The 10,783-nt window shown below is 63.5% G+C and carries 11 protein-coding genes; 2 read left to right on the top strand and 9 right to left on the bottom strand.

The window, feature by feature from the left end; all coding sequences use genetic code 11:
• Positions 1-1,429 (top strand): glycine cleavage T C-terminal barrel domain-containing protein (locus EOA22_RS13330; RefSeq protein WP_164755403.1); only part of this gene is annotated, 1,429 nt, incomplete at its 5' end.
• 195 nt (positions 1,430-1,624) lie between these two features.
• Here EOA22_RS13330 and EOA22_RS13325 read toward each other — a convergent pair.
• The 7 genes from EOA22_RS13325 to EOA22_RS13295 form a co-directional block, all read right to left on the bottom strand.
• Positions 1,625-2,914, bottom strand: a complete 1,290-nt coding sequence (locus EOA22_RS13325) for an FAD-dependent oxidoreductase (protein ID WP_063168750.1) — start codon at positions 2,912-2,914, stop codon at positions 1,625-1,627.
• Entirely contained in the window at positions 2,907-3,656 is a 750-nt protein-coding gene (locus EOA22_RS13320) for an ABC transporter ATP-binding protein (protein WP_063168749.1), read from the bottom strand. The genes EOA22_RS13325 and EOA22_RS13320 overlap by 8 nt, the downstream gene beginning before the upstream one ends.
• Positions 3,580-4,410: an ABC transporter ATP-binding protein gene (locus EOA22_RS13315; RefSeq protein WP_063168748.1), complete on the bottom strand. Its 831-nt coding sequence runs from the start codon at positions 4,408-4,410 to the stop codon at positions 3,580-3,582. The genes EOA22_RS13320 and EOA22_RS13315 overlap by 77 nt, the downstream gene beginning before the upstream one ends.
• Entirely contained in the window at positions 4,407-5,402 is a 996-nt protein-coding gene (locus tag EOA22_RS13310; protein ID WP_024504006.1) for a hypothetical protein, read from the bottom strand. The genes EOA22_RS13315 and EOA22_RS13310 overlap by 4 nt, the downstream gene beginning before the upstream one ends.
• Positions 5,402-6,352: a branched-chain amino acid ABC transporter permease gene (locus EOA22_RS13305; protein WP_224620706.1), complete on the bottom strand. Its 951-nt coding sequence runs from the start codon at positions 6,350-6,352 to the stop codon at positions 5,402-5,404. Before EOA22_RS13305 ends, EOA22_RS13310 begins: the two co-directional genes overlap by 1 nt.
• 150 nt (positions 6,353-6,502) lie before the next feature.
• Positions 6,503-7,615, bottom strand: coding sequence for a branched-chain amino acid ABC transporter substrate-binding protein (locus EOA22_RS13300; RefSeq protein ID WP_063168747.1), 1,113 nt, complete (start codon positions 7,613-7,615; stop codon positions 6,503-6,505).
• Positions 7,616-7,756: 141 nt separating this feature from the next.
• Complete coding sequence (locus tag EOA22_RS13295) at positions 7,757-8,530, bottom strand: GntR family transcriptional regulator (protein WP_063168746.1); 774 nt, start codon at positions 8,528-8,530, stop codon at positions 7,757-7,759.
• A gap of 111 nt (positions 8,531-8,641) precedes the next feature.
• Between EOA22_RS13295 and EOA22_RS13290 the strand changes: the two genes are divergently transcribed.
• Entirely contained in the window at positions 8,642-9,394 is a 753-nt protein-coding gene (locus EOA22_RS13290; protein WP_063168745.1) for an NAD(P)-binding domain-containing protein, read from the top strand.
• 28 nt (positions 9,395-9,422) lie between these two features.
• Here the strand turns inward: EOA22_RS13290 and EOA22_RS13285 are convergent, their stop codons facing one another.
• A complete protein-coding gene (locus EOA22_RS13285) occupies positions 9,423-10,172 on the bottom strand; it encodes an SDR family oxidoreductase (RefSeq protein WP_063168744.1) in 750 nt (249 codons plus the stop codon).
• 18 nt (positions 10,173-10,190) lie between these two features.
• Positions 10,191-10,783: 3-hydroxyacyl-CoA dehydrogenase NAD-binding domain-containing protein (locus EOA22_RS13280; RefSeq protein WP_245478632.1), on the bottom strand; the 593-nt coding region annotated here is incomplete at its 5' end.

Here is a 10,783-nt window from a genome sequence, read left to right as displayed (position 1 = left end):
GTTCTGCGCCACCGGCTTCAATTCCGTCGGCATCCTCTCCTCGGGCGGCGTCGGCAAGGCGCTGTCGGAATGGATCCGCGACGGGCGCCCACCGGTCGATCTCGCCGATGTCGACGTGCGCCGCACCATGTCGTTCCAGTCGAACAAGAAATATCTCTACGACCGCACCACCGAAACGCTTGGCCTTTTGTTCGACATGCACTGGCCATACCGCCAGTTCGCCACGGCGCGCCACATCCGCAAGAGCCCGTTCCACGACCGCCTGATGGCGGCGGGTGCCTGCATGACCGAGGCCGCCGCCTACGAACGCCCTGGCTTCTTCGCTTTGCCCGGCATGAAGGCCGAGATCGACTATTCCTACGGCCGCCAGAACTGGTTCGGCGCCTGCGGCGAGGAAAGCCGCAACACGGCTGACAACGTTACGCTGTTCGACCATTCCTGCTTCGTGAAATACTGGATCGAGGGGCGTGACGCCTGCGCGGTGCTCAACCGCATCTGTGCCAACAATGTCGACGTACCCGCCGGCCGCGTCGTCTACACGCAATGGCTGAACGAGCTAGGCGGCATCGAAGCCGATGTCACGGTCACCCGCATCTCCGAAACCGCCTACATGGTCGTGACCATCGCCGTGTCGCAGCGGCGCGACCTGGCCTGGCTCAAGCGCCATATCCCGGCGGACGCGCATGTCTTCGTGCAGGATGTCACCTCCGGCCTGCCCATGCTGGCGCTGATGGGGCCGAAATCGCGCGATCTCCTGCGCGCCGTCTCGCCCGATGACTTCTCGGAGGCGGCGTTTCCCTTCGGCACCAGCCGCGAGATCGACCTTGGCTATGCGCGGGTGCGCGCCAGCCGGCTGACCTTCGTCGGCGAGCTTGGCTGGGAGCTCTACATGCCCGCCGAGTTCGCCGCCCATGTCTTCGACAAGCTGGCCGAGGCGGGCGCCGATTTCGGCCTGCGCCAAGGCGGCTACTTCGCCATCAATTCGCTGCGCATGGAGAAAGGTTACCGCCACTGGGGTCACGACATCGGCGAGGAAGACAGCCCGCTGCAGGCAGGGCTTGGCTTTGCCGTGGCGTTCGACAAGCCAGGCGGCTTCATCGGCCGTGATGCGCTGTTGCTGCAGAAGGAGGCGGGCAAGCCGCGCCGCCGCTTGGTGCAGTTGCGGCTGCAGGCCGAAGATGCGCCTCTCCTCTATCATCACGAACCGATCTGGCGCGGCGGCAAGATCGTCGGTTCGGTCACCTCCGGCGCCTACGGCCACCGCATCGGCGCCTCGCTCGGCATGGGCTATGTCGAATGCGAGGGCGGTGTCGACGATGCCTGGCTGGCAGCCGCCCCTCTGGAGATCGAAATCGCCTGGAAGCGATACAAGGCCATTGCGCAGCTCAAGCCGTGGTACGATCCGAAGGGGGAACGCCTGAGACCGTGACAGAACCTCCTTTTGGATCAGTCGGAGGCCCTAAGTCCCAGCCACGCTGAAGGTCCGCTTCGGCTTCCGCTGATGCCTGAAGCTACCAGTCCGCTTTCGGCCCAGTCGTGACCGAGCATGGGCTGTCTGATTGAGACTTCTGCCTCGGCCAGCTAGCCGCCGGCACAAAATCAGCATCGTCGGCCTATAATGTCATCAAGAGCTTCGATCCTTGAAGCGGTTCCAGAGATGCATGCGGTTCGCGACCTGCACGGCGACCGGATGGAACGGAACCGGTTTCATGTTGGTGACCGGCAAAGGCATCTGCTCGTCCCGGCGCCGGCCTGCCGCCCAGCGGCCGATTTCCTGGCCAAGAGACATTGCCAATGCCACGCCGCGGCCGGAATAGACGCCGCCAAACACGAGGCCGGGTGCCAGGCGATAGAGGCGAGGTCTGCGATCAGGCACCACGGCAAAGGTGCCATGCCAGTATTCCACGATCGGCGGTTCGCCGCCGAATGCGCGAAAAGCCTTGCCCAGCATGCTCGAGACCTTGGCGCGACCGCGGTCGGCCTCGTCAAACCACAATGTATGCGTGCCGCCGCTCACCAGCCGGCCGTCGACGTCGTAGTGGAAATAGCGGATGTCGTTGCGCATGTCGGACACCGCGGGGTTGCCGACAAGGATCTGGGTGCGCAGGCCTTCCGGCAGCGGGTTTGTCGCGGCCTGGAAGACCTTGAACGGCATCAGTGTCTTCTTCAGCCCAGCCCAGAGGTCGCCGGTAAGCGCATTCGTGGCAAGCACCACTTCTGGCGCCGTGACGCTTCCCGTTGCGGTGAAGACGCGCCAGCCGCCTTCCACCTTCTCGATGCGAGACGCCGCGGCGTTCTCGAAGATGGTCACGCCTTCGCGCTCAAGGGCGCCGGCAAGGCCAATGGTCATGGCGAACGGATTGATGTGGCCGGAATTGTGCACCATCCAGCCGCCGAGATAGGGGCTGCCGATGCGCGCGCTGGCTTCGGCCCGGTCAAGCCAGGAGACATTGGCGCCGAAGGCTTTCCACTCTTCGTAGAACTGGTGCGCGCGGGCAAGCGTGGTGTCGGTGTGAGCGGGCTGGATCCAGCCTTCCTGAACCTGGTGGGCGTCTATGTTGAAGCGCTGCATCAGGCCGAAGGCTACGCCGGCCGCATCCGCAACCATGCGATTGTAGCGCTCACCGATCGTCTTGCCGTAGACCGCCTCGAACTCCGCCGGCGAGGCCTTGGAATGGTGGGAGATGACAAGGCCGTTGTTGCGGCCCGACGCTGCCGATCCGATCTCGTTGCTCTCAAGCAGGATGACATTGACGCCGCTGTCGCGCGCGCCGAGTGCCGCGGCCATGCCGGTGAAGCCGCCGCCGACCACCAGCACGTCCGTCTTCAGGTCGCCTTGCGGTGCCGGTGCGGCCGGGCGCCTGTTCGCGGTCTTGCGCCACAGATGCGGCGTCTTCCAGTCGACCTCAAACATGAAGGACGTCCTCGCTGGCGCCGCCGAGATAGTGTTCCCTCAGGGCCGAATGCGCGGCCATTTCCTGCGCCGGGCCATGCAGCTTCACCTTGCCGGTGTTGAGCAGGTAGGCGTAGTCGCCGCATTCAAGCGCCAGCTGAACGTTCTGCTCGACGAGCAGGATCGAAATGCCGTGGCGCGACAGGTCGAGGATGATGCGGAAGATCTGGTGGACGATCTTCGGGGCAAGGCCGAGAGACGGCTCGTCGAGCATCAGAAGCTTCGGCTCGGCCATAAGCGCGCGCCCGATCGCCAGCATCTGCTGCTGGCCGCCGGACATGCGGCTTGCCATGCCGTTGCGCCGTTCCTTGAGCACAGGAAACAGCTCGAACACCTCGGCGCGCAATGCCTCGAAACTCTTCCCGCCGCGACCGATATGGGCCGCGACCAAGTTTTCCTCCACCGTCAGGCGCTGGAAGATCTGGCGGCCTTCCGGGCAGTGGGTGATGCCGAGACGCACGACCTGTTCGGGGCGCATCCCGGTGATGTCGCGGCCCTCGAACGCGATGCTGCCTGCGGTGGGCCGCGCCACGCCGGAAACGGAATTGAGCAGCGTCGTCTTGCCGGCGCCGTTCGGACCCAGGATGACGACGATCTCGTGCGGATCGACGTCAATGCTGATGCCCTCAAGAACGCCGACGCGCCCGTATCCCGAGCTGAGCCCGGCGATTCTGAGCAGCGGCCCGGATGTCGTCGATGTCATTGGCGGTTCCCAGATAGGCGAGTTGGACGTCGGTGCTTGCCTGCACTTCGGCGGGCGTGCCCCGGAAGAGCAGTTTCCCATGATGCATGACGATGATGCTGTCGCAGAGTGTCATGACGAGATCCATGTCGTGCTCGACGACGATCATGATCCGGTCGGGCGAACGCAACGCGGTGAGTTTTGCCGTCAGTTCCGCCGTCTCGTGGTGGTTCAATCCGGCGGCGGGCTCGTCGAGCAGCAGGACGCGCGGATTGGCGACCAAGGCGCGGGCGATCTCCAGCATGCGTTGTCGGCCATAGGGCAGGCCCCCGGCATCGACGTCGGCGTAGCCCTGAAGGTCAAAAAACCGCAGGATTTCCATGCATTTCTCACGCCGGCGCCGGCGCTGGGCGTTGGCATAGGGTGGCCAGATCACTTCCCTCCAGGCGGCCGCAACCTCGGCGGGATAGAAACAGACTTCAAGGTTCTCGATCGCCGACATCTGGTCGAAGAGGCGGATGTTCTGATAGGTGCGGGCAATTCCCGAATTGGCGATCTGGTATTTCTTGAGTTTGTCGAGACGCTTGCCGTCGAGCGTGATCGAGCCCGACGACACTGTGTAGGAACCAGCCGTCATGTTGATCAGCGTCGACTTGCCGGCGCCGTTCGGTCCGATCACGCCGTGGATTATGCCGGGAGCGAAGTCGGTCGACACGCCGTCGATGGCGACGACCTCGCCATACACCTTGCGAAGGCTCTGAAAGACCAGCGTCATTTTCCGAAAAGCCCTCGGATCAGTTTCTCCGGCCCGAAGCTGCGCGGCACGATGCCGGCCGGGCGCGCGATGATCAGCGAGATCATCAAAAGACCGAGGAAGAGGATGCGCCATTCGGCGAATTCGCGCAGCAGCTCCGGCAGCAGGATCAGGATTGCCGCGCCGGCGACGATGCCGAAGATGTTGCCGATGCCGCCGACCACGATCATCAGCACGATCAGCACCGATTCCTGCAGCGTGAAGCTTTCCGGGCTGACGAAACGCTGCGATGCGGCGAAGATCGCGCCGGCTATGGAACCGATCGTGGCCGAGGTGGCGAAAGCGGCAAGCTTGGCATTGGTGGTGTTGATGCCGATGCCGCGCGCGGCATCCTGGTCCTCGCGGATCGCCGCCCACGCCTTGCCGAGGATGGAGCGCTCGAGCCGCCAGACCACGGTGCCGACGATGAGCACGGTGATCAGCAGCAGCCAGAAGAAGTCGATCGGCCGGGCAATCTGTATGCCGAGGATCGACGCCTTGTCCAGCCGGGCAATGCCTTGCGGCCCTCCGGTCAGCCAGTCGAGATTGTTGATGATGATGCGGATGATCTCGCCGAAGCCAAGTGTGACGATGGCCAGATAGTCGCCGCGCAATCGCAACACCGGAATGCCGAGCAATATGCCGGTGACCGCACCCAGGCAGGCGGCGACGAGCAGGATGAGCAGGAACGGCATATGCAGGCCGAGCTGCGGGCTTGCCAGCAGCCCATAGCTGTAGGCGCCGACCGCGTAGAAGGCGACGAAGCCGAGATCCAGCAGCCCGGTATAGCCGATCACGATGTTCAGGCCGATGCCGAGCAGGATGTAGATCAGCAGGCTGTTGAGGACACGGACATGGTAGTTGGGCAGGAAGGGCGTGGCCATGATCAGCGCGATCGCGATGGCGAAGACGAGCCAGGAGATGGTCCGGTTCGCACGCGGCCGGGCCGCGGCGAGAGTGTCGGCGGCGGCCATCAGAATTCCCTCTTGTACACGATGCTTTCCTCGGAGACGGCCTCGCCGAGTATACCGGCAGGACGGACCAGAAGCACGAGTATGAGGATCGCAAAGGCGAGAACGTCGCGATACTCGGTGCCGAGCACGCCGTTTGTGACAATGGGCAGCAGCGCGGTTCCCCACACTTCGATAAAAGCCAGGATGAAGGCGCCGAGCATGGCGCCGGGGATTGAACCGATGCCGCCGAGGATGGCCGCGGTGAAGGCCTTCAGCCCGATGACGGCGCCCATGCTGGGCGACATGATGCCATAGTAACTGGAATAGAGGATGCCGCCGGCAGCGCCGAGAAGCGGCCCGACGAAGAACACCATGGAGATGGCGCCGTTGACGTTGATGCCAAGCAGCTGTGCGGTCGGTCGGCTTTCCGATACGGCGCGCACGATGATGCCGATACGGCTCCGGTTGACTAGGACATGCAGGCCGAACATCAGCACGAAGGCGGCGATCAGGATGCCGATCTGCATCAAGGTGATGGTGCCGCCCATCACCTGATATCGGACGACGGGGAAGAAGCTGGGAAAGGCGACTGGCTGTGGGCCGGCCAGGATCTGCACCCCGGTGACGAGCGACAATGAGACGCCGAGCGAGGACAGCATCGGCGCGAGCCGGGTGGAGCTTCTCAGCGGTTTGTAGGCGACCCTTTCGATGCCGACTCCAATGAGGCCGACGAGGAAGATCGCCACGAGAAAGGCCGCGGTAAGCGCCAGCGCGCCCGACATCCCGACATCGCCGACCAGCAGGCTGAGCGCCAGAAACGCTACATAGGCGCCGAGCATGAACATCTCGCCATGGGCGAAGTTGATCATGCGCAACACGCCGTAGACCATGGTGTAGCCGAGCGCGATCAGGGCGTAGATCGAGCCGATGGTCAGGGCATTTACCGTTTGTTGGATAAGATTTCCCAGCATGGGCCGGCGTCCTGTGCCTGCAACCCCATGGACCGGTCGAACCGGGAAGGGGAATGGTCGACGTGGCCGCCCGTACTTGCGGCAGGCACGCCCGTCAACAGGTGAAGGAGCCGCTTCGCGCGTAGCGATGCGGCTCCGGCGGTCTGGCTGCTATTTCGAACCGACGAGATGGAAGCCCGTTCCCTCCACCTTGTAGAGGTAGGATGGGGCGACTTTGAGTTCGCCGGTTTCGTCGAATTCCAGCTCGCCGACGACGGTCTTCGCCTTAACTGCATGCAATGCCGCGTTGAGGTCCTCACGCGTGAGGCCTTTCGTCGTTTTCAGCACCTGTTCCAAAATCTGGCCCTGTACATAGCCGTAGATCGAATACGGGCCGGCTTCCTCACCATATTTCGCCTTGTAGAGTTTGGCGAAATCGGCGATCTCGGGGGAGGCATCCATCGGCGGCACCTGGATCGCGACAAGCGTGCCCTGGACATTGGCTTCGCCGGCCTGTTTGATGAGGTCCGGCGTGTAGCCGCCGTCCGGCACCATTAGCACGGCGGCGATACCTTGCTCGTGCATCTGCTTGGCAAACAGCGCAAGCTGCGGCATGACGGCGCCGAGATAGATCGCATCGGGCTTCTTGGACTTGATCTGGGCCAGCACAGCGGTGAAGTCCACGTCGGATGGCGCCACGGCAATGGTATCGAGGACCTTGCCGCCGCCGGTTTCGAAGTTCTTGGCGAAGATTTCGGAAATGCCCTGGCCGAAGACCTGCTTGTCGTTGACGATCACGGCAGTCTTGGCGCCGAGCTTGCCCAGCGCATATTCGGCTGGCAACAATGCGCCGGCCAGATCGTTGGCCACCGGGCGCACCATGAACTTGTAGCCCTGCTTGGTGAGAGACGGATTGGAGCCGAAGGTCATGGTCGGCAGCGTGCAGTCTTCATAGATTGGCAGCGTCGACTGGGCGACGCCGGAATTGAAGTTCACCAGGCCAAGCACGACCTTGTCATTGTCGCAGAATTTCTGGGCGACGAGCGTTCCCTCGCGCGGGTCGGCCTTGTCGTCCTGCTGGTCATAGGCAATGGTGACGCCATTGACGCCGCCATCGGCGTTCAGCCTGTCGACGTAGAGCTTGAAGCCATTGTGCCAGGTGCTGCCGAAATAGGCCTGCGCGCCCGAGAGCGGCGCGGACATTCCGACGGTAATCTGCTCGGCCATGGCCGGCGCTGCAAAAAGCGAGGCGCCGAGAAGAAGTGTGGCGATAGATTTTTTCATCATGGTTCCCCTTAGCTGCTGACTACGACAGGGGAGGCCGTTGCGGTCTTCTTCCCCGTGTAAGCCCATCGAAGCAGACAAAGGGATCGTCGTCAAGAAAGTGTCGACACTATTGCGTTCAATTTTGTGCTCAGATATCGATTATGCGTCGCGAGCCCTTCGGCGACGCTTCAGCTCGGCGCCATTGTCGGGCGCGAAAACCTTGAGCAAGGCGTCCTTGAGCGCTTGCTGCGTGGCGGAGACGGTCATTTCGATATGTTCGCGCAACAGTTTCGCGCCGTTCTCGGCATCGCGCTTGACGGCAGCCTCGACGATGGCCGAATGGGAGGTGATCTGCGCCTTGTCATGCGAAGGATGTTCGATCTGGATGCGGCGGATGAAGCGGATGCGTGCATTGATGGAGCTGAGCTGGCCGACAAGTTCCGGATTTCCGGAGAGTTCGGCGATGAGCAGATGGAAGCCTTCGTCCTCGGCCAGGATGACATCCGGCGGCTGGTCCGGGTAGGCGTCGACGATCGCTTCCCAGTAGCTCCGCAGCCGGTCGATTTCGCTGTCGTCGGCGCGCTCGCACATCAGCTTGAAAGCAGCGCACTCGATGATCGAGCGGAACTCGTAGAGATCGAGCAGGCCCTCGGTGCTGAGGCTTCTGACGAAAAAGCCTCGATTGGGCGTGAGCGAAACGAAACCCTCGGAGGCGAGCCGGTTCAGCGCCTCGCGGATCGGTGTGCGCGAAAGGCCAAGGCCGCGCGAAAGCTGGACCTCGTTGATGCGCTCTCCGGGCTTCAGCTTGAATTCGACCAGGAGCTTGCGGATGGTGTTGTAGGCGCGTTCGCTGCTATCGGCAGCGCGGCGCGTCTCCGCTTCAGCGGCAAGGGACGGGTCGCTATCGGCACTGGTCTCGGCTCGTTCGGTCACGTCGGTTCTCATCTGATTTGTATGCAGGCTGTGTCGACACTTTGTAGAGCCGCCTTTCTTTCCCAACTTCGTGTGAATGGCAAGCAGCAGGTTCAAATCCGGGGGACAACAATGATTGTAGGCATTCTTGGGGTCGGGCATCTGGCGACGTCCATGCTGGCTGGGTTCTTGCGTTCCGGGCTTGATCCCGCGGCGATCGTGCTGTCGCCGCGGGGCAAGGCGGCGGCGCTCTCCGCCCGGCACGGTTTTCGGCTGGCAATCGACAATCGCGATCTCGTCGAACAGTCCGATGTCGTCATTGTTGCGGTGCGGCCCGTGCATGCGCCGGATGCGGTCGCTGGCCTGCCGTGGCGCACGGACCAAACAATGGTTTCGGTTTGCGCCGGCGTAGCGCTATCGCGGTTTGCTGTCGCGCCTGCGCGCGCGGTGCGCGCCATGCCGTTCACGGCTTCCGAAATCTGTGCCAGTCCGACGATCTATTTCCCCGACCTTGAGCAGGCGCGGGCGGTCCTCGACTGGCTTGGCCCCTCGATCGCTCTGGCCAGCGAAACGGACTTCGAGTTGGCGACGGTCAATGCCGCCATCTATGGCTGGGTGCAGGATCTGATCCGCAGGACGACTGAATGGTCGAGCGCGCGAGGTCTCGATCCGGCAATTGGCCGCCGGCTGACGGCGATGACGTTCGTGGCCGCCGGGCGGCTGATTGAGGAGAAAGACCAGCCGATGCATCAGATGCTCGAGGAGCTGGTGACACCGGGCGGCATCACCGAGCGGGGTCTGCAGGTGCTTTCGGCGCGCGGAGTGCCTGCGGCCTGGGAGGAGGCCTGCACGGCCGTGCTCGACAAATTGACCGAGCCGGACTGAGGCGCGGCGTCGCTGACGCCACGCATGCTCATCGTTGCGGCGCGGGCGGATAGGTATGGCCGCCGGGCGCCTGTTCGCTCGGCGCGACGGTCAGTTCGCTGATGTCGACATGATCCGGCATCCGCAGCGCGGTAGCAAGCACGGCGGCAATGTCGGCCGGGCCGAGCGGCCGCTGTTGCGAGTACATGCGCTTGCGCAAGCCCTCGCGGTCGCCGTCGAAGGCCTTCAGATAGAAATCCGTTTCCACACGGCCCGGGGCGATCTCGGTCAGCCGCACGCCGGTGCCCGCGAGATCATAGCGCAGGATGCGACCGGCCTGGGAAAGGCCGGCCTTGGCCGCACCGTAGGTCGTCGTGCCGGGAAAAACGCCGCTGGCTGCCGTGCTGGTCAGGTTGAAGATGTGGCCACGCTTGCGCGCGATCATGCCCGGCAGCAACATGCGGATGAGCTGCAAGGGTGCGGTGAGGTTCAGCGCCACCACCTCGGCTGTTTCCTCCGCGCTCTGTTCGTGCAGGGGGCGCACGGTCGCCAAACCGCCGGCATTGTTGACCAGGACATCGATTTCCGCCGCACCGAGCGCAGAAGCGATCGCCTCGTTGTCGCGCACATCGGCGACAAGCGGTTTCACGCGTGGCCCGAGCCTCTCCTGCAGGACCTGTAGCGCGCCACGGCTGCGCGCCAGCGCATGGACGGTCAATCCTTCCGCGATCAGGCTCTCGACGATCGCTGCGCCGATGCCTTTCGAGGCGCCGGTGACGAGGGCGGTGCGATAGGTCATGGCCATTCTCCGTGACGATTAGAGTGCACCGTGTGCGGCCACTGTTTTCAAAATGCCGACCAGGCCAGGCTCGCGCGCGGCCTTCAGATCCTCGTGGCTGCGCCCGCCTACCGCCGCATTTGTCGAAGCTGTGATCGAGCGGATGGTCTCGCTGTCAAGCTTTGCGTCGAGCAGCGTGTCCCAGATCGCCTGATAGGTCGGGCCATATTTGCGCAGGAAGTCCTCGATGCCATCGGCGTTGAGGCTGTTGGAGATGAACGAACCTTGCAGGGTCCATTTCGCGCCCGGCCCATACATGAAGGCACGATCCACGTCCTCGACCGAGGCGACGCCGTCTCGCACCAGAGCGATCGCCTCGCGCCACATGGCGCCCATCAGGCGCAAGGCGATATGGCCGGTCACCTCCCGGTTGAGCGTTACCGGCTTCTTGCCGATGGCTTCATAGATGGCGCGTGCGCGGGCGATCGCTTGTGGATCCGATGTCTTGCCGCCGACGATCTCGACCAGCGGCATCAGATGCGCTGGATTGAAGGGATGGCCGAGCACGACGCGGCCGGGCAGGCGGCACTCGCCCTGCATGTCGGACACCAGCAGGGCCGAGGAGGAGGAGG

Origin of the sequence: Mesorhizobium sp. M7A.F.Ca.US.014.04.1.1 (genome assembly GCF_003998745.1) — a bacterium.
Taxonomy (GTDB): domain Bacteria; phylum Pseudomonadota; class Alphaproteobacteria; order Rhizobiales; family Rhizobiaceae; genus Mesorhizobium; species Mesorhizobium ciceri.
This window is presented reverse-complemented; position numbering and strand designations above follow the sequence as displayed.

Bases quoted from the DNA above. Each gene is read 5' to 3' on its own strand.
- EOA22_RS13310 (WP_024504006.1), bottom strand. From the start codon at position 5,402: ATGGCCGCCGCCGACACTCTCGCCGCGGCCCGGCCGCGTGCGAACCGG.
- EOA22_RS13320 (WP_063168749.1), bottom strand. From the start codon at position 3,656: ATGACATCGACGACATCCGGGCCGCTGCTCAGAATCGCCGGGCTCAGC.
- EOA22_RS13290 (WP_063168745.1), top strand. From the start codon at position 8,642: ATGATTGTAGGCATTCTTGGGGTCGGGCATCTGGCGACGTCCATGCTG.
- EOA22_RS13300 (WP_063168747.1), bottom strand. From the start codon at position 7,615: ATGAAAAAATCTATCGCCACACTTCTTCTCGGCGCCTCGCTTTTTGCA.
- EOA22_RS13315 (WP_063168748.1), bottom strand. From the start codon at position 4,410: ATGACGCTGGTCTTTCAGAGCCTTCGCAAGGTGTATGGCGAGGTCGTC.
- EOA22_RS13305 (WP_224620706.1), bottom strand. From the start codon at position 6,352: ATGCTGGGAAATCTTATCCAACAAACGGTAAATGCCCTGACCATCGGC.
- EOA22_RS13325 (WP_063168750.1), bottom strand. From the start codon at position 2,914: ATGTTTGAGGTCGACTGGAAGACGCCGCATCTGTGGCGCAAGACCGCG.
- EOA22_RS13285 (WP_063168744.1), bottom strand. From the start codon at position 10,172: ATGACCTATCGCACCGCCCTCGTCACCGGCGCCTCGAAAGGCATCGGC.